Genomic DNA, 22,362 nt, shown 5'->3' with positions numbered 1-22,362 from the left:
CGGCAGATTTCCTACTGACATTTGCCCTGGGGGTATTTAGGATAGCAATCACTTTAGCTATACCTCAGCTAAAACTGGGTAATTCGGAGAATACATGCGCACTATCGGGCGGTTTATTGCCGGTTTCTTTAAGTGGACCTGGCGTCTGCTTAACTTTATTCGAGAGTTTATTCTCAATCTCTTTTTTGTACTGCTGGTGTTGGTTGGTGTTGGGATCTGGGCACAGATTAATAGTGCCCCAGCAGAGCCTGCACGCGGCGCGTTATTGATGGATATCACCGGTGTGGTGGTCGATAAGCCGTCGGTCAGTAATAAATTAGGTGTCATTGGCCGTCAGTTGCTCGGCGCCAGTTCTGACCGCTTGCAAGAAAACTCGCTGTTTGATGTGGTCGATACCATTCGTCAGGCGAAAGACGACCGCAATATCACCGGTATTGTGCTGGATTTAAAAGATTTTGCAGGTGGTGATCAGCCGTCTATGCAGTACATCGGTAAGGCGCTGCGCGAATTCCGCGACAGTGGTAAGCCGGTTTATGCCGTAGGTGATAGCTACAACCAGGGGCAATATTATCTGGCAAGCTTCGCTAATAAAATCTGGATGTCGCCACAAGGCGTGGTGGACTTACACGGCTTTGCTACGAATTCGCTGTATTACAAAACGCTGCTCGATAAGCTGAAAGTGTCCACGCATATCTTCCGCGTTGGGACTTATAAGTCTGCTGTCGAACCGTTTATTCGTGACGATATGTCCCCTGCGGCGCGTGAAGCCGATAGCCGCTGGATTGGTGAACTTTGGCAAAACTACCTGGGCACCATTGCGGCTAACCGCCAGATTACGGCACAGCAGGTGTTCCCTGGGGCGCAAGGTTTGCTCGATAACCTGCAAAAACTCGGCGGCGACACCGCAAAATACGCGCTGGATAACAAACTGGTTGATGAACTGGCGAGTAGCGCGGCGGTAGATAAAGCGATGATCAAGCAGTTCGGCTGGAACAAAGAAAGCAAAGATTTCAGCTACACCAGCATGTATGACTATGTGGTGAAAAAGCCTGAGGATAAAGGTGACGCGATTGCGGTGATCCTCGCAGATGGCGCCATCATGGACGGCCAGGAAACTCCGGGTCAGGTCGGCGGTGATACCACGGCGTTGCAAATCCGCGAAGCGCGTCTTGATCCTAAAGTGAAGGCGATTGTACTGCGCGTCAACAGCCCTGGTGGCAGTGTGAGCGCGTCAGAAGTGATTCGTGATGAACTGGAAGCCGCACGTGAAGCCGGTAAGCCGATTGTCGTTTCGATGGGCGGTATGGCGGCATCTGGCGGTTACTGGATTTCCACGCCAGCCAATTATATTGTCGCAAGCCCCAATACCTTGACCGGTTCAATCGGTATCTTTGGGGTGATTAATACCGTGGAAAACAGCCTCGATTCGATTGGTGTTCACACGGATGGCGTGGCGACTTCGGCCCTGGCCGACGTCGCGGTGACGAAGTCGTTACCACCGGAAGTCCAGCAGATGATGCAGTTGACCATCGAAAATGGCTATAAGCGTTTTATCAATCTGGTGGCTGATTCTCGTAAGAAAACGCCAGAGCAAATTGATGAAATCGCGCAGGGCCATGTCTGGACTGGGCAGGATGCCAAAGCTAACGGCCTGGTCGATAGCCTGGGTGATTTCGACGATGCGGTGGCAAAAGCCGCTGAACTGGCGAAGCTGAAAACCTGGCATCTGGATTTCTGGAAAGATGATCCAAGCTTCCTGGATATGGTGTTCGAGAGCATGAGCGGCTCGGTACGCGCCATGTTGCCGCAAGCGTTACAAGCGTATTTGCCTGCACCACTGGCGGATGCGGCTCTGGCGGTGAAAGCGCAAAACGATAAGTTTGGCACCATGAATGATCCGCAGAATCGCTATGCCTTCTGCCTCACCTGTGGTGATGTGCGATAATAATATCAACATCAGCCCGGTATTCACCGGGCTGATTTTTTTGCCCTGCCGTCTTATACTGCGCCCCATTGTGTAAAAGCCCTGAGTTCACTCATGCAAAAGAAATCCATCTACGTTGCCTACACCGGCGGTACTATCGGTATGCAGCGCTCAGAACACGGTTACATTCCTGTCTCCGGTCACTTACAACGCCAGCTGGCTTTGATGCCAGAATTCCATCGCCCGGAAATGCCTGATTTCACCATTCATGAATATCAGCCGCTAATGGACTCTTCCGATATGACACCGGAAGACTGGCAGCACATTGCTGATGACATCAAAGCGCATTACGACGAGTACGATGGTTTCGTGATCCTTCATGGTACCGACACCATGGCATTCACCGCCTCGGCGTTGTCGTTTATGCTGGAAAACCTCGGTAAACCGGTCATTGTAACTGGCTCACAGATTCCATTGGCCGAGCTGCGTTCTGATGGGCAAATTAACCTGCTCAACTCACTTTATGTTGCGGCAAACTTCCCGATAAACGAAGTGACGCTGTTCTTCAACAATCGACTATACCGTGGCAACCGCACCACCAAAGCCCATGCCGACGGTTTTGATGCATTCGCCTCGCCGAATCTTGCACCGTTGCTTGAAGCCGGGATTCACATTCGCCGTCTGAATACTCCTGCCGCACCACACGGTGAAGGCGAGTTAATCGTTCATCCGATCACTCCACAACCGATTGGCGTGGTGACGATTTACCCGGGTATTTCTGCGGATGTGGTCGGTAATTTCTTACGCCAGCCTGTGAAAGCGTTGATCCTGCGTTCTTACGGCGTGGGCAATGCTCCACAGCACGGGGCGTTCCTCAAAGAGTTACAAGAGGCCTGTTCACGCGGCATTGTGGTGGTCAACCTGACGCAATGTATGTCCGGTAAAGTGAATATGGGTGGCTACGCGACCGGTAATGCGTTGGCTCAAGCAGGTGTTATTAGCGGCTACGATATGACGGTAGAGGCGACACTGACTAAACTGCACTATCTACTCAGCCAAAATCTGGATGCTCAGACTATTCGTGAGGCGATGTCACGCAACTTACGCGGCGAACTCACCCCTGACGAGTAAGGAGAAGCCATGCAACGCGCGTTAGTGATAGTCGATTTACAAAATGATTTTTGCGCCGGTGGGGCGCTTGCTGTGCCTGAGGGTGACAGCACGATTGATGTGGCGAACGCGTTAATCGCGCATTGTAAAGCCCGTGGTGACGCGGTGCTTGCCACACAAGACTGGCATCCGGCAGATCACGGTAGTTTTGCCCGCGTGCAAAAAGCTGAGCCTTATACGCAGGGGAAACTCGACGGGCTGAAACAAACCTGGTGGCCGGATCATTGTGTTCAGAACAGTGAAGGCGCGGAACTTCACCCCTTGCTTAATGCGCAGGAAATCGACGCTATTTTTCAAAAGGGCGAAAATCGCCTCGTTGATAGCTACAGTGGTTTTTTCGACAATGGACATCGCCAGAAAACCCAGCTCGACGATTGGTTATTCCGCCACGAGATTAAACAGCTGATTGTGGTTGGGCTAGCGACGGATTATTGCGTCAAGTTCACGGTACTGGATGCGTTGTCGTTGGGTTATGAAGTTACGGTTATCACTGATGGTTGCCGTGGCGTGAATCTGCATCCGCAAGACAGCCTGCGGGCGTTCCAGGATATGTCAGCGGCTGGCGCTACGCTGATGACACTCGCTGATTTTACTTACTAATTTACTCCAGGGCGTAAAAGCGCCCTTTCCCCTTTTTTCGATTCCGCTCTCATTCTGAACTTTTAGTGCTCGCTCATTGATGAGAGCGCTCTCATAATCAAGTTGCTTATTTATACAGCATTTTAGCTGTATTTCTTATTTGTCCGTCAAAGAGGAACTCCCCAATGGTTTTCACGCGTAAGCTGCTGCCGTTGCTGGCAGTGATACAAATCGCTTGTGCTGGTGTGGCTCAGGCAAGCTCTTACCTCTCGGTAGGTTATTTCAACGGTGGCGGTGATGTCACTGCCGGGCCCGGTGGTGATATCGATAAACTCGATGTCCGCCAGATTACCCATCTCAACTACTCGTTTGGCCTGATCTATAACGATGAAAAAGATGAGACTAATCCTGCGTTAAAAGATGCCTCTAAACTTCACCAAATCTGGCTTTCACCAAAAGTGATGTCTGACCTTGAGAAAATCCCTGCGCTGCGTAAACAGAATCCACAACTGAAAGTCCTGCTTTCAGTCGGCGGCTGGGGCGCGCGTGGTTTCTCTGGGGCGGCGGCTACACCTGAAAATCGCACCGTTTTTATCCGTTCGGTACAGGATGTGATCAAGCGTTACGGTCTGGATGGTATCGATCTGGACTGGGAGTATCCGGTGAATGGCGCGTGGGGGCTGGTGGCAAGCCTTCCAGAAGATCGCGCTAATTTCACCGCATTGCTAAATGAACTGCGTGCAGCACTTGGCAAAGAGAAACTGCTGACAATTGCTGTCGGCGCGAACGTGAAAAGCCCAACCGAATGGGTGGATGTGAAAGCCATTGCGCCTGCGCTGGATTACATCAACCTGATGACTTACGACATGGCGTATGGCACTCAGTACTTCAACGCCAATCTGTATGATTCGAAAACCTGGCCAACCGTGGCGGCTGCTGACAAATATAACGTGAATTTCGTGGTCGATAATTATATTAAAGCTGGCTTAAAACCCGCGCAGATGAACCTCGGCATCGGTTTCTATGGCCGCATTCCTAAACGCGCCACTGAGCCAGGTATTGACTGGGATAAACCAGACGCGGCTAAAAACCCGGTCACTCAACCCTATTTCGGCGATAGCGAGAAAGCGCTGTTTATGTCCTTAGGCGTTGACCTGACTAAAGACAGTTACATGAAATATAACGATATTGTTAGCAAAATGCTTAACGACCCGCAAAAGCGCTTCACTGAAAACTGGGATGATGACGCGCATGTCCCCTACTTGACCGTCAAGTCAGCCGAAGGGAAGCCGTTGTTAGCCATCTCTTATGAGAACCCACGTTCTGTGGCAATCAAAGCAGAGTACATCAAAGCGAAAGGCTTAGGTGGCGCGATGTTCTGGGAGTATGGCGCGGATGACAACAACCGCCTGGCAAAAGAGTTAGCCAAAGATTTAGGGATTAAAACGGAGCATTAACGTCGTTATTCGGTGGGTGACGCAAGCTTACCCACCCTACTCGATCTGTCCCCTCTCCCATTGGGAGAGGGTCAGGGAGAGGGAGAAAAAACAACTCGTTACAGCTTCACGGTCAAAATCGGCGCGGGTTCGATACCAAACTCGGCTTTCAGTTGCTGCTTACTCTTCATCACGATATTGCCATCGGTGCCGATGGTCATATGTTGCGGGTCAGTGTTATGACGCGTCTGCCACATCATCACTAATTGCAAACTGTTCTCTTTTTGGTCGGGTGTCAGTGCCACACCGTCTGGCCATTTCCCCAGCTCAACGGCGGTCACCAGACGTTGATAAACTTCCGGTGTCATTGCTTCTAACATTTCATCCAGGTTCATCATGCGGCAAGTTCCTGTGGAATAATTTGCTGAATCGATTTTTCAGCCTTCGATTTGCTCACCGTTTTTATCATCGGTGAAGTTCAACGAAGCTGAATTTACGCAGTATCGCTCACCCGTTGGCTGAGGGCCATCCGGGAAGACATGACCTAAATGGGCTTCGCAATTGTTACAACGGATTTCTACCCGTTCCATGCCGTGTGAAAAGTCCTTGATATAACGGATTGCGTTGTCACTCACCGGCTCATAGAAGCTAGGCCAGCCGCAGCCTGAGTCATACTTGGACTCTGACATAAACAACGGTGCGTCGCAGACCAGACAGTGATAGACACCTTCCCGCTTGTTATGCAGCAGACGACCGGAAAACGGTGGCTCAGTGCCATGCTTCTGGGTGACATACAACTGCATCTCAGAAAGGTTTTTTTTCGATAAATCAGGAGGTAATTGGTTAGCCATATGCGTACATCTCGGGCAGTGGGTACTGTAACTGATAACAGCATGATTCTAACAAAAAATTAACAACACCGTGCGGTTTTTTGTTCTAAACTTAGCCCTGAATTTCTGGCTCAGCGCCATTTGTGATCGGTGTCACATTCTTGTTGGAATTGATCTTTAAAATTCCTTGTATCATCCCCATTTGGATATAGAGCCAAAAGGGGAGCGCGAGGCGGTTCAGTCGTTCAAATGATGTCCATAGGATTGATTTGTCGCAATGATTGACACGATTCCGCTTGACGCTGAGTAAGGTTTTTGTAATTTTACAGGCAACTTTTATTCACTAACAAATAGCTGGTGGAATATATGACTATCAAAGTAGGTATCAACGGTTTTGGCCGTATCGGCCGTATTGTTTTCCGTGCTGCTCAGGAACGTTCTGACATCGAGATCGTTGCAATCAACGACCTGTTAGACGCTGAATACATGGCTTACATGCTGAAGTACGACTCAACTCACGGTCGTTTCAACGGCACTGTAGAAGTCAAAGACGGCCACCTGGTTGTTAACGGCAAAACTATCCGTGTTACCGCAGAACGTGACCCGGCTAACCTGAAGTGGAACGAAGTCAACGTTGATGTAGTTGCTGAAGCAACTGGTCTGTTCCTGACTGACGAAACCGCTCGTAAGCACATCACTGCTGGCGCGAAAAAGGTTGTTCTGACTGGTCCTTCTAAAGACAGCACTCCTATGTTCGTTCGTGGTGCTAACTTCGAAAAATATGCTGGCCAGGATATCGTTTCTAACGCATCTTGCACCACTAACTGCCTGGCTCCACTGGCTAAAGTTATCAACGACAACTTCGGTATCGTTGAAGGCCTGATGACCACTGTTCACGCAACTACTGCTACTCAGAAAACTGTTGATGGCCCGTCTCATAAAGACTGGCGCGGCGGTCGTGGCGCAGCTCAGAACATCATCCCTTCTTCTACCGGTGCTGCTAAAGCTGTAGGCGTTGTACTGCCAGAGCTGAACGGTAAAATCACTGGTATGGCGTTCCGTGTTCCAACTCCAAACGTGTCTGTTGTTGACCTGACCGTTCGTCTGGAAAAAGCGGCTACCTACGAAGAAATCAAGAAAGCAATGAAAGCGGCTTCTGAAGGCGCAATGAAAGGCGTTCTGGGTTACACCGAAGACGACGTTGTTTCTACTGATTTCAACGGCGAAATCTGCACTTCCGTGTTCGATGCTAAAGCTGGTATCGCACTGAACGACAAATTTGTGAAACTGGTTTCCTGGTACGACAACGAAACTGGCTACTCTCACAAAGTACTGGATCTGATTGCTCACATCTCCAAATAAGTTGAGATGAGTGATTAATCCTGAAGGGCGACTGTGGTCGCCCTTTTTTTTCGCCTTTGATCGATAGGTTGAACAAATGATTAATAAAATTTTTGCCCTTCCGGTTATTGAACAAATCACCTCTTCTGTGTCTCGCCGCCAAATTGACGAGCTGGAAGTTATCGTTGTTGACCATCCACAAGCTCGCGGTTCTGTGACATTGCAAGGCGCGCACCTGCTGTCATGGAAACCTGCTGGTGAAGAAGAAGTGCTTTGGCTGAGCGACAACACCCCATTCCAGGACGGTAAAGCCATTCGTGGTGGTGTGCCAATCTGCTGGCCATGGTTTGGCCCTGCCGCGCAATCAGACTTACCCGCGCACGGTTTTGCCCGTAACTTGCCATGGGCTTTGAGCGCACATAACGAAGATGAAAGCGGCGTTTCTCTGACTTTCGAATTACAAAGCAGCGATGCAACGCGTAAATTCTGGCCACACGATTTCACCCTGTATGCACGTTACAAACTGGGTAAAACCTGTGAGATGGAACTGGAAGCGCACGGCGAATTCGAGGTTAACTCCGCACTACACACTTACTTTAATGTTGGCGATATTGCTGATGTGAAAGTGAGCGGGCTGGGTAAAAAATATATCGATAAAGTGCTTAATGCTTCTGAAGGCCAGTTAACTGACGGCGTGCAGACCTTCCCGGACCGTACTGACCGTGTGTATCTGGAACCAGAAGAGTGCAGCGTTATCCATGATGCAAGCCTGAACCGCACTATCAATGTTGTACATCACCATCACGTTAACGTGGTTGGCTGGAACCCTGGCCCGGCATTGTCTGCTTCTATGGCAGATATGCCAGACGATGGTTACAAGACTTTCGTTTGTGTCGAAACGGCCTGCGCAAGCGCACCGCAGAAAGCAACTGCAGATAAACCTGCACGCTTAGCGGCGACACTGAGCGTCGCGAAAAAAGCTTAAACCATATCTAAAGGCGTTTTGCGGCCCGGTGCCGGGAACGCCTTTTCCATCAAAGTGATTTCTTCCTGCTTCAATGTAATCTCAAGCGCCAGGGCATTTTCTTTGACATGCGCCACACTGCCTGCTTTTGGAATTGCGACCACGTCTTCATGATGAATGACCCACGCCAGCAGTAACTGCGCAACCGTCATCCCTTTTTGCTGTGCAAGATCATTAAGCACAGGATGGTTCATCAACCCACTACGCAAACGGCCTGCTTGTGCTAACGGGCAATAAGCCATCACCGGCATTTTTTGCTGCTGGCACCAGGGAAGTAAATCATGCTCAATGCCACGTGAGGCAAGATGATAAAGCACCTGATTGGTGGCACATTCGCGCCCCCCCGTAACACGCCACAACTCCTGCATATCTGCATAGTCGAGGTTTGAAACACCCCAACGACGAATTTTGCCCTGTTGCACCAGTTGCTGCATAACGCTGACCGTATCTTCCAGTGCAATATCCCCGCGCCAGTGCAGCAAATAAAGATCGAGATAATCCGTTTTTAGCCGTTTCAGGCTCTGCTCGCAGGCCTGAATAGCGCTCGGCCCAGCGGCATTCCAGGGGTAGACTTTCGAAACGAGGTAAACCTCATCACGCCTGCCGCTAATAGCTTCACCCACAACTTTTTCTGCCCCACCATTGGCATACATTTCTGCCGTGTCGATGAGAGTCAGGCCGAGATCGATGCCCGCTCTTAGTGCATTCACCTCTTCGACATATTGCGCAGACTTTTCCCCCATATACCAGGTGCCTTGCCCAATTGCCGGTAGCGGTTGTGTTCCAGAAAAGATTATTTGTTTTGCCATCACATCCCCCTTAACTAGTTGCACCACCATAATGCAAACGGGGCGCAAGCGCCCCGGATAAGTGCATAAATTGCACTGCGTTAGTGCGCGACTAAAAACTATACGTAATGCCTGTCATCAAAATTCCCGTCCACTCTTTATCAATCATCGGGCTATCGGTGACTTCATTAGCCAGGTGCACGTAGCGACCCATACCGAAGACGTTCCAGCTATCTGTCAGCCTATAGTTTACAGACAGTTCAACGTACGGTGCCCAGCTGCTATCCGGGTCATAGGAATCTAAACCGCTGCGCTGCGACTCACTCTTAGTGATGCCATAGTAATATTCATTCTGGTTTTCGCTGCTCAAGGTTATCCCGATACCAGGCGTAAACGTCAATCTGTCGCTGTTGTAGCGATACAACCAGGCGGTATCCCAGTTTACGCCGTTGCTATTGCCCAACGTGTCACCCGCCAGCACAGTGCGCAAGAAACCATATTGCGTGTTATGTACATAAGAAAGCCCGGCCATCAGAGTCGCTTTGCGATTATCCAACTGGCGCATGCTTTTAGAGTCGCTGTCTTTCGCTCGGAAGAAGATCGGCGAATAGTAGGTAATGATGGAAAGCTTGTCAGCCTGGTCATTCCACAAGTAGTAACCTGCGGTTAAGCCACGCAGGTAGAAACTCTCCCCCTCATAACCCACCATTGGGATCGGATACAAACGGTCTTGATCGCCTTTGTACATGTTAGGCGTTACCAGAGCTGCCGCCCCTACAGACCAGGGGCCATCTGCTGCTTGCGCCGCAGGAAAAGTTGATGCAATGAGTACACCCAATGTAATAATTTTGAATTTGCTCACAATCCTTTAAGTCCTTTAATCAAATAATTAGCAATTAGAGTGTAACTCCCTTGCTTTCTCACCCCAACTTTTTTACCAATTTGATACATCAGAGCAACTGAACAACATCTCGCAAACAGGTTTCATCTTCTTTTCAGTTTTATGAATCACATGTGATACCAACCACTTCCCTTTACAACAAAAGGAGAATTATTTGGATGAGTTATTGATATGTCATTGAAATTGGCTTGTGGCCGTATGCAAGTTTTGCAAATGCCATCTACGCTTTATTTTAGGAAGATGAAATACGCTGAACGCGGCAATGAAAATGCCACGCTACCCTGAAACATTCGAGTTGCAGTAAACGCGCTTACAACTTGAATATTGACGGGTAAGAGAAGTTGGCATAAGGGTTGCTCGAGATTCAGGAGACGTCTTCCGGGAGCCTCCATTACTCATACGAACGGCTCTCTAACCTGTGCTAAATACGAAAGGACGGCATACCATGAATATATTCGATCACTATCGCCAGCGTTATGAAGCTGCCAAGGACGAAGAGTTCACACTGCAGGAGTTTCTTGCAATCTGTAAGCAAGATCGCAGTGCCTATGCCAATGCGGCAGAACGGCTATTGATGGCCATTGGTGAGCCAGTGATGGTGGATACTGCCACAGAGCCCCGGCTGTCCCGTCTCTTTTCGAATCGGGTAATTTCCCGTTATCCGGCGTTTGAAGAGTTCTATGGCATGGAAGAAGCCATTGAACAAATTGTTGCCTACCTGAAACACGCAGCCCAGGGACTGGAAGAGAAGAAACAGATTCTCTATTTATTGGGGCCTGTGGGTGGTGGTAAATCATCACTCGCTGAACGCCTGAAAGCGTTAATGCAGCGCGTGCCAATTTACACGCTGAGTGCTAATGGCGAACGCAGCCCGGTGAATGACCACCCGCTGTGCCTGTTTAATCCACAAGAAGATGCTTCTATTCTTGAAAAAGAGTACGGCGTCCCTACCCGCTATCTGGGCACTATTATGTCGCCGTGGGCGGCAAAACGTCTGCATGAGTTTGGCGGCGACATCACAAAATTCCGTGTAGTGAAAGTCTGGCCATCGATTCTGGCGCAGATTGCGATTGCCAAAACTGAACCGGGTGATGAGAACAACCAGGATATCTCAGCGCTGGTCGGTAAAGTGGATATTCGTAAACTGGAAAACCACGCGCAAAACGATCCTGATGCTTATGGCTATTCTGGTGCACTGTGCCGTGCAAACCAGGGCATCATGGAATTTGTCGAGATGTTCAAAGCACCGATTAAAGTGCTCCACCCGTTGCTGACCGCAACCCAGGAAGGCAACTATAACGGGACCGAAGGCATCTCTGCCCTACCGTTTAACGGTATTATTCTTGCGCACTCCAACGAATCTGAGTGGGTGACGTTCCGTAACAACAAAAATAACGAGGCCTTCCTTGACCGTGTTTACATTGTCAAAGTGCCTTATTGCCTGCGGATTTCCGAAGAGATAAAAATCTACGAAAAACTGCTCACGCACAGTGAATTGTTACATGCACCATGCGCCCCGGGTACCCTGGAAACGCTGGCACGCTTCTCGATCCTTTCGCGTTTGAAAGAGCCAGAAAACTCAAGCATGTACTCCAAAATGCGGGTGTACGATGGTGAAAGTTTGAAAGACACCGATCCAAAAGCGAAATCGTACCAGGAGTACCGCGATTACGCTGGTGTAGACGAAGGCATGAACGGGCTGTCTACACGTTTTGCATTCAAAATCCTCTCTCGCGTGTTCAACTTTGACCACGTTGAAGTGGCAGCAAACCCGGTGCATTTGTTCTATGTGCTGGAGCAGCAGATCGAACGAGAGCAGTTCCCGCAGGAGATGGCAGAGAAATACCTTGAGCATCTGAAAGGCTACCTGATCCCGAAATACGCTGAATTTATCGGTAAAGAGATTCAGACCGCGTATCTCGAATCTTACTCAGAGTACGGGCAAAACATTTTCGACCGTTATGTTACCTACGCTGACTTCTGGATTCAGGATCAGGAATACCGCGACCCGGATACCGGCCAGCTGTTTGACCGTGAATCCCTGAATGCGGAGCTGGAAAAAATTGAAAAACCTGCTGGCATCAGCAATCCGAAAGATTTCCGTAATGAAATCGTCAACTTTGTACTGCGTGCCCGCGCCCATAACAATGGTCGTAATCCTAACTGGACGAGCTACGAGAAGCTGCGCACGGTTATCGAGAAGAAAATGTTCTCGAACACCGAGGAATTGCTGCCGGTTATTTCGTTCAATGCCAAAACCTCTACCGACGAGCAGAAAAAACACGATGACTTTGTCGATCGTATGATGGAGAAAGGCTATACGCGCAAACAAGTTCGCCTGCTGTGCGAATGGTATCTGCGGGTACGTAAATCTTCATAACGGCTGAGTCAAAGATGGGGCCACACAGTGTGGCCCCCCTGCGCAGTTGGCAAAGAAGTTTGGGGGAACTATGGCCTATTTTATTGACAGGCGACTGAACGGCAAAAATAAAAGTGCGGTTAACCGCCAGCGCTTTTTGCGCCGATATAAGGCACAGATTAAACAGTCGATTTCCGAGGCCATCAACAAGCGTTCGGTCACCGACGTGGATAGCGGCGAATCGGTCTCGATCCCAAGTGAAGATATCAGCGAACCGATGTTTCATCAGGGTCGTGGCGGTCTGCGCCATCGTGTTCATCCGGGCAACGATCACTTCGTGCAAAATGACCGCATTGAACGCCCGCAAGGGGGTGGCGGAGGGGGCGGTGCGGGTCAAGGCCAGGCAAGCCAGGATGGTGAAGGCCAGGATGAGTTCGTCTTTCAAATTTCGAAAGACGAATATCTCGACTTATTGTTTGAAGATTTAGCCTTGCCGAATCTGAAGAAGAATCAGCATCGCCAAATTACTGAGTTTAAATCCCATCGAGCGGGTTACACATCGAATGGCGTACCCGCCAATATCAGCGTGGTTCGTTCGTTACAAAACTCGCTGGCCCGCCGCACCGCGATGACTGCGGGTAAACGTCGCCAGTTACATGAGTTAGAAGACAGTCTTGAAACGGTAAGCAACAGCGAACCTGCGCAGTTGCTTGAAGAAGAACGCTTGCGTAAAGAGATTGCTGAACTGCGCGAGAAAATTGCCCGCGTACCGTTTATCGATACCTTCGATTTACGCTACAAAAATTATGAAAAACGCCCTGAGCCTTCAAGCCAGGCAGTTATGTTCTGCTTAATGGATGTCTCCGGTTCGATGGACCAGGCCACCAAAGATATGGCTAAACGCTTTTATATTCTGCTCTATTTGTTCCTGAGTCGGACGTATAAAAACGTGGACGTGGTTTATATCCGCCACCACACCCAGGCCAAGGAAGTCGATGAGCACGAGTTCTTTTACTCACAGGAAACCGGTGGCACGATTGTTTCAAGCGCCCTGAAATTGATGGATGAAGTGGTGAAAGAGCGCTACGACCCGGCATTGTGGAATATCTATGCTGCACAGGCTTCAGATGGTGATAACTGGGCAGACGATTCGCCGTTGTGTCATGAATTACTGGCGAAGAAATTACTGCCGATGGTGCGTTATTACAGCTACATTGAAATCACCCGCCGCGCCCACCAGACTCTGTGGCGCGAATACGAAGACTTACAGTCAACGTTTGATAACTTCGCCATGCAGCATATTCGCGATCAGGATGATATTTATCCGGTATTCCGTGAGCTGTTCCATAAGCAGGCGAGTAATAGTTTCAGCTAACACCACAAGTCAGCCAGTTTTATTCTGGCTGACTTTTTAATCCCTCCCGCTTAATTGCAAAATCTTAATTTTTATCATGCAATTGCACAAAATCCTCTGTATCGACTTAAAAAGGCTGACGTCACAGCACACCTGCGCGTAAAGTTATTAATAACAATAAAAACAGCCTTCTCTTTATATTTCGCAAGGAACAGCTATGATCTTCGACTCTACGCTATTAATCCTGTTGGCGCTTGCCGGACTGGGTTTTGTCAGCCATAACACCACCGTTGCGGTATCCATTCTGGTGCTCATTATTGTCCGAGTTACCCCACTGAGTCAGTTTTTCCCGTGGATTGAAAAGCAGGGGCTGACCGTGGGGATTATTATTCTGACCATTGGCGTTATGGCTCCGATTGCTAGCGGTACTTTACCTGCAAGTACACTGTTGCACTCGTTTACCAACTGGAAATCACTGGTTGCGATCGCAGTCGGCGTGTTCGTCTCATGGCTCGGCGGTCGTGGTGTGACCTTAATGAGCAGCCAGCCGAGTTTAGTCGCCGGTTTGCTGGTAGGAACGGTTTTAGGTGTCGCATTATTCCGCGGAGTGCCCGTCGGCCCGCTGATTGCCGCAGGGCTTGTGTCGCTCGTCATTGGTAAACAGTGAATCAGCTACTGTGGTTCTAGCGAGGCTAGATAGCGCCCAGGTGTATTACCGAGCGCTTTTTTGAACATCGTAATAAACGCATTGGTCGAGTCATAGCCGAGTTCGCTGGCCACCTTTTGCACCGAAGCACCACCAATTAATAGCTGCAGCGCGACAATCAGTTGTAACTGTTGTCGCCAACGGCGAAAACTGAGCCCCGTTTCTTTCACCACCAGCCGGGCAAGGTTGCGCTCGCTCATCGCCAGTTGTGAAGCCCATTGCTCCAGCGTCTGACGTTGCTGTGGATCCGCAGCCATTCGTTCAGCAATAAAGCGAATTTTAGGATGCCCCGACATCGGCAAATGCAATTGCTCTACAGCCTGGCGCGGCAATTCATCGAACAAAACCTGAACCAGCCGGTGCGTCTCCGGTTGCGCTAAATTGCGTTCATTTTGCTGTGTCAGATGCAGGATCAATTCACGCACTAGCGGAGTAATTCGCAACGTGCAGCATTGTGATGGCATCTCCACAACATCGGGTTCGATAAACAGAAAACAAAGTCTGGCGTTCGCGGTCGCGCGATTACTGTGTGGCATTTCACCGGGGATCCAGACTGCATGCTGTGTGGGAACCATCCACCTCGCCTGTTCAACTTCACAAGTAATCCCGCCATGCAAAGCCAGAATCAGTTGGCCTTTGCGATGCTGATGGAAGGCAATTTCGTTCTCAGTTTCAGAAACCAGGATGCTAAACGCCTGAGCAGGATGTCGATTGCTATCAGGGTCGAATCCTTCCAGGGCTAAGCCACGCTCCATAATATTGTCCGGTTTTAGGGATAAGCTGGCATTTTACGTTGATTTCTTCCATTCCCAAAACATGTATCTTGTGCGCATCGTCTTACGAGGTATGTGTATGTCTTCAATTTCAACTTCAAATGTGAAAAAAAACGGTCTGCTGCTGCTCGGCATTTTAATGATAGCCACCACGCTGCGCGTGACGTTTACCGGCGCGGCGCCATTGCTGGATATGATTCGCGCATCCTTCAGCCTCACAACTGCACAAACGGGCGTGCTTACCACCCTGCCACTTTTAGCCTTTGCGATTGTTTCTCCACTGGCGGCAGGGATTGCACGCCGGTTCGGTATCGAACGTAGTTTGTTTGCAGCTATGCTGATTATCTGTGTGGGAATTGCTGCGCGTTCGATGGGAAACACAGTGCTGCTCTATAGTGGCACCGCGATTATTGGCTGTGGGATCGCCATGGGGAATGTGCTTTTGCCCGGATTGATTAAGCGCGATTACCCGGGGCAAGTGGCGCGACTCACTGGTGCGTATTCACTGACCATGGGCGTTGCTGCAGCTATCGGCTCAATGATGGTGGTTCCCATCGCGCAACACGGTTACGGCTGGCCAGGCGCACTGATGGCGCTGATGGTTTTCCCCGTGGTAGCATTGCTAGTTTGGCTGCCGCAGTTGTCGAATCACAACATATCGACCTTAAGCAACAGTAATGCCTTACATAACCGGGGGATCTGGAAATCTGCGCTTGCCTGGCAAGTGACTCTGTTTTTGGGGATCAATTCGCTCATTTATTATGTGGTGATTGGCTGGCTGCCTTCGATACTGATAAGTCACGGTTATAGTGAAGCGCAAGCGGGTTCGTTGCATGGCCTGATGCAATTAGCCACCGCCGCACCCGGTTTATTTATCGGCATGATTTTAGGCCGAATGAAAGACCATCGCGGTATCGCCATCCTCATGGCCTTGTTGTGTGGACTGAGCGCAATTGGTTTACTGTTAATTCCAGACTTCACCAGTGTTTGGGTCGTGATATTTGGCTTTGGCTCTGGTGCGACGATGATTCTTGGCCTGACGTTTATCGGCTTGCGGGCAAATAGTGCTCATCAGGCCGCCGCATTGTCTGGTATGGCGCAATGTATGGGATATTTATTAGCGGCTTTCGGGCCGCCGATGATGGGGAAAGTACACGATCTCTCTGGCCAGTGGAGCTTGCCACTGCTTGGGTGCGCAGTGTTGGCGTGCGTGATGGCGGTATTTGGTGGTTTTGCCGGGCGTGATGCACAGATCATCAGCCCAGCACAACCTGGCCACCCTTCCTGATTAACGCTGCGCCGCTTTTAGCAACGCTTCAACTAGCGGCGCAGGTTTATCCTTCAATGCATTACGTTCGTGCTGGAAAAGTGTTCCGACAAAAAAAGGATGTCCACGAAGCTCAACTACGCGGATTTCACCTTGATTATCCCACCCGGTTGGCTGCAATTGAGATGTCTCCAGTTGCCCGGCAAAAAAGTCGGCAATACCGTAATTGCAATGGTAGCCTTCTTCAATTATCGAACGCCCATAGGCCTCAGCGATCAGTGACCCAGGTTTTAGCTCAATAGCATCGGATTTCTCCACCAGTGAGCAACTCAATGGCCCAATGACCAGGCTTCCCTGTTGACTCGTTTCTGCATGACCCGCATCTCCCAAATCCAGGACATTGCGCGCATATTCAATAACGGCGTGCTGGAAGCCACCGCATGTGCCAAGAAACGGAATTTGGTTCTCACGAGCGTAACGGATTGCCAGAAAAGCACCGTCTTCATTTTGATAGGGGCTAGCAGGAACACACCAGATGGCGTCATACCCCACCAGATCCTCCGGACTTGTTACTTCAGGTGTAGGCAGCCAGTCATAGTCAACAGTTACGTCAAGGTATTCAGCTGCATTATCTAAAGCCAGAGGAATTGCCTTGTGTGCGATCACCGCAGGGTTGTAATCACCCACCAGCGCAACACGCAGCGTTTCTTTCAAAGGTAATGGAGGCATTTATTTGATTATCCTTATGTTTAACAGCAGCTACTACATAAGGAATAATAGAGTATGCCACTACCTTTTGCCTTGCAACGCCCAAAATTAGCAGGGTGGCGCAGCACCATCACAGTAGTGTACCGTACTTTTCTCACCCGACTTTACGTGGCGAAATGAAAACAAAAATACTGATTAGTGCTTGCCTGATGGGCTTTAAAGTTCGCTATAACGGGCAGGATAAACCTCTCATAAATAGTGTGTTAGCACGCTGGCAACAAGAACAACGGCTCATCGTCCATTGCCCTGAATTGGCCGCAGGCCTCACGACGCCGCGTTTGCCTGCTGAACTAGTGGGTGGTAGTGGCCCTGCTGCGCTTAATGGCGATGCAAAAATTCAGGAAAGTGATGGTTCAGATGTGAGTCAGGCATATCTATTGGCAGCTTTCCTGGCATTAAAAACGGCTCAAGACTCTGGATGTCGCCTGGCATTAATGACCGATGGCAGCCCAACTTGCGGCAGTACGAAGATTTACGACGGAACTTTTCAGGGAGTCACACAGCCTGGAATGGGAGTGGCTGCAGCATTACTACGACAAAATGGTATCGAGGTTTACGCTGAAAGTGAGCTTCCTGCGTTAATTGCCCGCATTGAGGCTTTAGACGGAGAGTTAACGCATGAAGAAGATAGCTATCGCGAATGAAGCCCAACAGTCGATCACTGCACAACCTGCTGTTGTTCGCTCTCTGGCAATAATGTCTTGTCGAGTGGCATCAGATATTCTGCCCGAACAAAGGTATAACCTTCGCGCCCATCGAACGCCACCACATTACCCGTCACCAACCATAGCGGATGATTTGCATCATGAGGAAGTTGCGTTACCACACCAGTAACCGGATTAACAAAACTTTCGCCAGGCTCGCACAGGCCAAAAAGCTCGACTGATTTACCGATGTTCACACGCCCTGCGGCAGTACGGGAACCAATAATCATTGCCAGCATTCCCGGCTTTAACTGAAACATAAAACGACTCTGTAGCTCATCAAATAATTGGCTATATCAGAACATTCTTAGGTGTAAAAGTAAACAGAGGGCAGATAAATCCAGCCGGGCACCTCTGGCGAGCGACTCGTGTTGTCACCCGCCCCGCCAGCTTTTAAGCAATGAATAGGTTTTATTTTATTAATCGCGGGTTTGCACCCAAAACGCGTGGATTAATCCAGGAATATAGCCCAACAGTGTCAGTACAATATTCAGAATAAATGCCCAACCGAATCCTTTAGCCAGCAATACACCAAGCGGTGGTAAAATAATCGTAAAAACAATACGCCAAAAGCCCATAAAAAAACTCCAGTTATTAATGTTATATACATATAAAAAAGTATATTCCGCTACAAGCATAGTCTACTCAGCGTAAACCAACTGAAGGTATATCGTTAATTAATGTAAAGAACAGCGATAACCTCATTAATATTATGTGATTAATAATAAGGAAAAAAGCGGGGTTTAGTGGATTTTAGATAACAAAAAACCCGCACATGGCGGGTTTATTCACTTTGACTTCCGGCTCGGGTTATTCACCGTCTTCGCATGCGTCAGTCGCAGTTATGCGTTAGCAGTCTTACAGAGCAACAACGTTAGTTGCTGATGGACCTTTAGCGCCGTTCTCAACAGAGAACTCAACTTTCTGACCTTCGTCCAGAGTTTTGAAATCATTGCTCTGAATGGCAGAGAAGTGAACGAACACATCTTTGCTACCATTGTCAGGAGTGATGAAACCAAAACCTTTTTCTGGGTTGAACCATTTTACTAAACCAGTCATTTTAGACATAGATACTTCCTCAATATTTTATAGCCATTTTATATGGCGAACGTGGTCTGTATTGCAGAACGTTTCTTATTTAGGCACTTAGGAGGAGACTCACGAAGAAGGGTATCTGATGACTTGATAGCGCTTGAACTGAGGACTGCTTTACTAAAACTGCTTTCATAAGGTCTGTCTTCCAAACCGATGACGCATTAACGCACGGCAGCGTTCTGGAAGCAAGAATTATTTTCAAATAATAATTTTCTCATTAACATAACCCCCCTTCCGTACCCATTTCTGTAACGCTGCATATGGAGTATTTTTCAATCAAAACATCATCGCGCGAGCTATAGTTAAACGGTACGCAGCCAGAATTTTTAGGTGATGTCACCATGGTGCGCTTAATGTGGGTGTTACTCTTACTTTCCTCATTTTTGCCGATGACGCATGCAGCCACCGATGACCAGCCTTTGAAGTTTGATACTCAAATCAATACGGTTTTTGGTGACTATGATGTGATGAAACAGCGGCGCATCATTCGCGTTTTGATTCCTTATAGTAAAACTTTTTACTTTATTGATAACAATGGGACTCAGCGGGGCATCATGTTGGAGTTGATGCAACAGTTTGATAAACAAATCAATAAAGGTCTTAAACCTTCACAAAAAACACATCTTGTTTTTATACCAACAGCACGGGACCAACTTATTCCTCAGCTTATCGCCGGACGTGGCGATGTCATCGCTGCTAACTTGACGATCACTCCTGAACGCGAAAAACTGGTCGATTTCAGTACGCCGTTAGTAACCAATGTCCCTGAGTTGGTCATTGCGAGTAATAAGGCACCCGAGCTCAAAAATGCCGATTCGCTTTCGGGGCAATCCGTGTTTGTCAATCCGTCGACGAGTTATGTCTCCAGCATTGAAACACTGAATAAGAGCCTGGCCGAGAAAAAACTGCCACCCGTAGTCGTTATCAAAGCCCCTGGTAATTTCGAGCCGGAAGACATTCTGGAGATGGTGAATGCCAATCTTGCCGATTACACCGTAGTCGATCGTTACCTGGCCATATTGTGGACACAGATTTATCCAAACCTGGTCGTTTATGAAAATATTACACTCCGTGATGATAGCTCTATCGCATTGGCAATGCGTAAGAACTCCCCTCTTCTGAAAGCACAGCTCGATGAATTTACTGCCGCGCATAAAATTGGCACTTCTTTTGGTAATCAGCAGGTTTATAAATATTTGCGCAACACCAAATGGGTAAAAGATGCACGTTCACAAGCTGAATTAGAGAAGTTTCATCAGGTTACAGAAATTTTCCGCAAATACGGCGAGCAATACAATGTCGACTGGCTGATGATGGCCGCACAAGGGTATCAAGAGTCACGCCTTGACCAAACAGTTCGTAGCAAAAGTGGCGCAATTGGAGTGATGCAGGTACTGCCAACAACCGGCAAAGAGTTAAAAGTCGGCGATATTAGGTTGATCGACCCTAATATTAATGCAGGGGTAAAATATATCCGTTTTATGCGTGATCGTTATTTTGCTGATGAGAAAATGACCGATCTGAATAAATTACTTTTCACTTTCGCCTCTTATAATGCTGGCCCAGCCAAAATAGCCCGTCTACGCAAAGAGGCAGCAACCAAAGGACTTGACCCTAATATCTGGTTTAACAATGTCGAACGTATTGCACAACTACGTATCGGCAATGAAACTGTTCAATATGTAAGCAACATCTTCAAGTATTACGTAGCCTACCAACTCATAATGGAACAGGCGAAAGCACGTAAGGCTGACACCCCACCTGATGCCAGTAAAGTGGAATAGGCAGCGCAATTTTTTTATTGAGTTTCTTTTTTGGGTAACTCCACTTGCCTTGAATGCAGAGATTTATTACTGTACAAAAACACAGCTTTAAGAGGGTAGTATTAATGTTCGTTGAATTGGTTTACGACAAACGAAATGTGGCGGGACTTCCCGGTGCAAATGAAAAGATTCTTGCAGAATTAACAAGGCGAGTTCACGGCCTCTTCCCTGATGCGCAAGTCAGGGTGAAACCAATGCAAGCTAATGCAGTAAACAGTGATTGCACCAAGAATGAAAAAGAGAAAATTAACCGTCTGGTTGAAGAAATGTTCGACGAAGCAGATTTTTGGCTGGTTTCTGAAGAGTAAATATCATCCGCGGTATTGCTGAAACGAGGATTTTCACGAGTTTTCTCCTGTTCTGAGCTACGCAATACTATGCCCAAAATCTTTTAAACAGGTCGAGAAAGCATGAGAAAAACAACGGTGATATTAATTGTGGTGGCAATTGTAGTTTGGTTTGCAAGCCATCAGGGGTGGATCTAACCCCAGAGTCATTGAGGAAGTGTTTGCCGTTAAGCTTCCTCTCAATCACTTCACATTGGCTAAGGCACAGACGAAAAAAAACCACCTGAAAGGTGGTTTTTTTAAATATGGTGCCGACTACCGGAATCGAACTGGTGACCTACTGATTACAAGTCAGTTGCTCTACCTACTGAGCTAAGTCGGCGTGGAGAACACTCTACACAAAGCCTATCAGCTATGCAATTCCCTGCGAATCGTTCGCTTAAAAATTCAACTTATTGTTTTTAAAACAACCAGCCATAAATGAAAATTCGCGATTTTGAATAAACTTTAACCAATAATCACCCAAGGTTAAGTTCTTTGGTTAGACATGTTACCCTTGTATTACAATACATTACAAAATGAGGTGTTTTATGAAACTCATTCTCTTCATTAGCCTTTTAGGCTTCATTCAATCATCCGCCTTTGCCGCCACTGCGACCAAACTGTCATGCCCAATGCGCGAAAATGTTGTCATATCACGGTTTAGCCATAACCTTTCGACAATGAAGTGGGATGATCACTTTCTGGTTGCTTCAGGCGTGAAGAAAACCAAAACAAAGAATGACGTTCCTTTTCGTGTCACCAGTTTTCAGAATGGAGATGACCTGGTTTTCTTCCCTGAAAAACAGCAGTACTACTTGTTTTATTCGGGGAACCCGAATCCAGATCGCTGCACCATACAAAGCACAAGCACTTATGAGATAACCCAATTACCACGGTATGAAAAACCTGACACGTAATCTGCTAAAGGCCGCAGGCAGGATATGGCAAATCGGTGAGTGTTAAGAAGGGCTTGTCATCCACCAATAAAAGCGGGGGGTAGAATCTTCCCGCTCTTACGTATTTTAGGTAAACACACTCTAATAAATATTTCACGCCCTCTCTTTTTCCCTTTCTCAACTCAAATCAATTGATTCCCACCTTCAACATTGTCCTTCTTTTCCGTGCTACATCATTTTGGTTATATTCTCATGACGATATATTTACGGTTTATTAACACCACAACTCTTGAGC

23 protein-coding genes and 1 tRNA gene are annotated in these 22,362 nt (G+C 48.3%); 14 read left to right on the top strand and 10 right to left on the bottom strand.

Annotated elements, in window-relative coordinates; translation table 11 throughout:
- Window positions 1-94 precede the first annotated feature (94 nt).
- The 4 genes from sppA to MES37_RS14060 all read left to right on the top strand — a co-directional run bounded on the left by sppA (window position 95) and on the right by MES37_RS14060 (window position 5,130).
- Window positions 95-1,945 carry a signal peptide peptidase SppA gene (gene sppA / locus MES37_RS14075; protein ID WP_064547636.1) on the top strand — a complete coding sequence of 617 codons (1,851 nt, stop codon included), beginning with the start codon at window positions 95-97 and terminating at the stop codon, window positions 1,943-1,945.
- Window positions 1,946-2,038: 93 nt separating this feature from the next.
- Window positions 2,039-3,055, top strand: a complete 1,017-nt coding sequence (gene ansA / locus MES37_RS14070) for an asparaginase (RefSeq protein WP_064547638.1) — start codon at window positions 2,039-2,041, stop codon at window positions 3,053-3,055.
- A 9-nt stretch (window positions 3,056-3,064) separates the two neighbouring features.
- The gene (gene pncA / locus MES37_RS14065) at window positions 3,065-3,694 is read left to right on the top strand and encodes a bifunctional nicotinamidase/pyrazinamidase (RefSeq protein ID WP_237931793.1); all 630 of its coding nucleotides are present in this window, start codon (window positions 3,065-3,067) and stop codon (window positions 3,692-3,694) included.
- 164 nt (window positions 3,695-3,858) lie between these two features.
- On the top strand, window positions 3,859-5,130 hold the full coding sequence (locus MES37_RS14060) for a glycoside hydrolase family 18 protein (protein ID WP_237931791.1): 1,272 nt from the start codon (window positions 3,859-3,861) through the stop codon (window positions 5,128-5,130).
- 98 nt (window positions 5,131-5,228) lie between these two features.
- Here the strand turns inward: MES37_RS14060 and MES37_RS14055 are convergent, their stop codons facing one another.
- Both MES37_RS14055 and msrB read right to left on the bottom strand, forming a co-directional pair.
- A complete protein-coding gene (locus tag MES37_RS14055; RefSeq protein WP_121815777.1) occupies window positions 5,229-5,504 on the bottom strand; it encodes a YeaC family protein in 276 nt (91 codons plus the stop codon).
- Window positions 5,505-5,546: 42 nt separating this feature from the next.
- Window positions 5,547-5,960, bottom strand: coding sequence for a peptide-methionine (R)-S-oxide reductase MsrB (gene msrB, locus MES37_RS14050; protein ID WP_064547646.1), 414 nt, complete (start codon window positions 5,958-5,960; stop codon window positions 5,547-5,549).
- A 345-nt stretch (window positions 5,961-6,305) separates the two neighbouring features.
- Here msrB and gapA point away from each other — a divergent pair, with 345 nt between their 5' ends.
- Together gapA and MES37_RS14040 are read left to right on the top strand one after the other, a co-directional pair.
- The gene (gene gapA, locus MES37_RS14045; RefSeq protein ID WP_064547648.1) at window positions 6,306-7,301 is read left to right on the top strand and encodes a glyceraldehyde-3-phosphate dehydrogenase; all 996 of its coding nucleotides are present in this window, start codon (window positions 6,306-6,308) and stop codon (window positions 7,299-7,301) included.
- A gap of 76 nt (window positions 7,302-7,377) precedes the next feature.
- Window positions 7,378-8,265, top strand: a complete 888-nt coding sequence (locus MES37_RS14040; protein WP_237931789.1) for a D-hexose-6-phosphate mutarotase — start codon at window positions 7,378-7,380, stop codon at window positions 8,263-8,265.
- Here the strand turns inward: MES37_RS14040 and MES37_RS14035 are convergent.
- Window positions 8,262-9,113, bottom strand: coding sequence for an aldo/keto reductase (locus MES37_RS14035; RefSeq protein WP_064547652.1), 852 nt, complete (start codon window positions 9,111-9,113; stop codon window positions 8,262-8,264). The genes MES37_RS14040 and MES37_RS14035 overlap by 4 nt on opposite strands.
- A 91-nt stretch (window positions 9,114-9,204) precedes the next feature.
- Complete coding sequence (locus MES37_RS14030) at window positions 9,205-9,954, bottom strand: MipA/OmpV family protein (protein ID WP_133522605.1); 750 nt, start codon at window positions 9,952-9,954, stop codon at window positions 9,205-9,207.
- Window positions 9,955-10,438: 484 nt separating this feature from the next.
- On the opposite strand from MES37_RS14030, the gene yeaG reads away from it, so the two are divergent.
- The 3 genes from yeaG (at window position 10,439) to MES37_RS14015 (ending at window position 14,373) form a co-directional block, all read left to right on the top strand.
- A complete protein-coding gene (gene yeaG, locus MES37_RS14025; RefSeq protein ID WP_064547656.1) occupies window positions 10,439-12,373 on the top strand; it encodes a protein kinase YeaG in 1,935 nt (644 codons plus the stop codon).
- Window positions 12,374-12,443: 70 nt separating this feature from the next.
- The gene (locus tag MES37_RS14020; RefSeq protein WP_064547658.1) at window positions 12,444-13,727 is read left to right on the top strand and encodes a YeaH/YhbH family protein; all 1,284 of its coding nucleotides are present in this window, start codon (window positions 12,444-12,446) and stop codon (window positions 13,725-13,727) included.
- Window positions 13,728-13,926: 199 nt separating this feature from the next.
- Complete coding sequence (locus MES37_RS14015; protein WP_064547727.1) at window positions 13,927-14,373, top strand: DUF441 domain-containing protein; 447 nt, start codon at window positions 13,927-13,929, stop codon at window positions 14,371-14,373.
- Between the two features lie 5 nt (window positions 14,374-14,378).
- On the opposite strand, the gene MES37_RS14010 is transcribed toward MES37_RS14015, so the two are convergent.
- Window positions 14,379-15,167 (bottom strand): AraC family transcriptional regulator, encoded by a 789-nt coding sequence (locus MES37_RS14010; RefSeq protein WP_064547660.1) that lies wholly within the window; start codon window positions 15,165-15,167, stop codon window positions 14,379-14,381.
- A gap of 97 nt (window positions 15,168-15,264) precedes the next feature.
- Between MES37_RS14010 and MES37_RS14005 the strand changes: the two genes are divergently transcribed.
- The gene (locus tag MES37_RS14005; protein WP_237931788.1) at window positions 15,265-16,473 is read left to right on the top strand and encodes a CynX/NimT family MFS transporter; all 1,209 of its coding nucleotides are present in this window, start codon (window positions 15,265-15,267) and stop codon (window positions 16,471-16,473) included.
- Here MES37_RS14005 and MES37_RS14000 read toward each other — a convergent pair whose 3' ends face one another.
- Window positions 16,474-17,181 (bottom strand): CTP synthase C-terminal region-related (seleno)protein, encoded by a 708-nt coding sequence (locus tag MES37_RS14000; RefSeq protein WP_064547665.1) that lies wholly within the window; start codon window positions 17,179-17,181, stop codon window positions 16,474-16,476. It abuts the gene before it with no gap.
- A gap of 155 nt (window positions 17,182-17,336) precedes the next feature.
- Here MES37_RS14000 and MES37_RS13995 point away from each other — a divergent pair, with 155 nt between their 5' ends.
- Entirely contained in the window at window positions 17,337-17,864 is a 528-nt protein-coding gene (locus MES37_RS13995; protein ID WP_237931786.1) for a DUF523 domain-containing protein, read from the top strand.
- Between the two features lie 14 nt (window positions 17,865-17,878).
- Here MES37_RS13995 and MES37_RS13990 read toward each other — a convergent pair whose 3' ends face one another.
- From MES37_RS13990 to cspE, 3 genes are all read right to left on the bottom strand, one after another.
- Window positions 17,879-18,184, bottom strand: a complete 306-nt coding sequence (locus MES37_RS13990) for a hypothetical protein (RefSeq protein ID WP_064547669.1) — start codon at window positions 18,182-18,184, stop codon at window positions 17,879-17,881.
- A gap of 159 nt (window positions 18,185-18,343) precedes the next feature.
- Complete coding sequence (locus MES37_RS13985; RefSeq protein WP_064547671.1) at window positions 18,344-18,502, bottom strand: YqaE/Pmp3 family membrane protein; 159 nt, start codon at window positions 18,500-18,502, stop codon at window positions 18,344-18,346.
- Between the two features lie 280 nt (window positions 18,503-18,782).
- Window positions 18,783-18,992 carry a transcription antiterminator/RNA stability regulator CspE gene (gene cspE, locus MES37_RS13980; RefSeq protein WP_034456078.1) on the bottom strand — a complete coding sequence of 70 codons (210 nt, stop codon included), beginning with the start codon at window positions 18,990-18,992 and terminating at the stop codon, window positions 18,783-18,785.
- Window positions 18,993-19,372: 380 nt separating this feature from the next.
- On the opposite strand from cspE, the gene MES37_RS13975 reads away from it, so the two are divergent.
- Both MES37_RS13975 and MES37_RS13970 read left to right on the top strand, forming a co-directional pair.
- On the top strand, window positions 19,373-20,803 hold the full coding sequence (locus MES37_RS13975) for a lytic transglycosylase F (protein ID WP_232886923.1): 1,431 nt from the start codon (window positions 19,373-19,375) through the stop codon (window positions 20,801-20,803).
- Window positions 20,804-20,907: 104 nt separating this feature from the next.
- Window positions 20,908-21,150 carry a DinI family protein gene (locus MES37_RS13970; protein WP_074388583.1) on the top strand — a complete coding sequence of 81 codons (243 nt, stop codon included), beginning with the start codon at window positions 20,908-20,910 and terminating at the stop codon, window positions 21,148-21,150.
- Window positions 21,151-21,435: 285 nt separating this feature from the next.
- On the opposite strand, the gene MES37_RS13965 is transcribed toward MES37_RS13970, so the two are convergent.
- Window positions 21,436-21,511, bottom strand: a tRNA-Thr gene (locus MES37_RS13965).
- Window positions 21,512-21,719: 208 nt separating this feature from the next.
- On the opposite strand from MES37_RS13965, the gene MES37_RS13960 reads away from it, so the two are divergent.
- Complete coding sequence (locus tag MES37_RS13960; RefSeq protein ID WP_237931783.1) at window positions 21,720-22,088, top strand: hypothetical protein; 369 nt, start codon at window positions 21,720-21,722, stop codon at window positions 22,086-22,088.
- Window positions 22,089-22,362 lie beyond the last annotated feature (274 nt).

It is taken from the genome of Buttiauxella sp. S19-1, assembly GCF_022134725.1.
In the GTDB taxonomy this organism is placed as follows: domain Bacteria; phylum Pseudomonadota; class Gammaproteobacteria; order Enterobacterales; family Enterobacteriaceae; genus Buttiauxella; species Buttiauxella ferragutiae.
The sequence above is the reverse complement of the archived record's forward strand: the minus strand, read 5'-3'. Positions and strand labels throughout refer to the sequence as shown.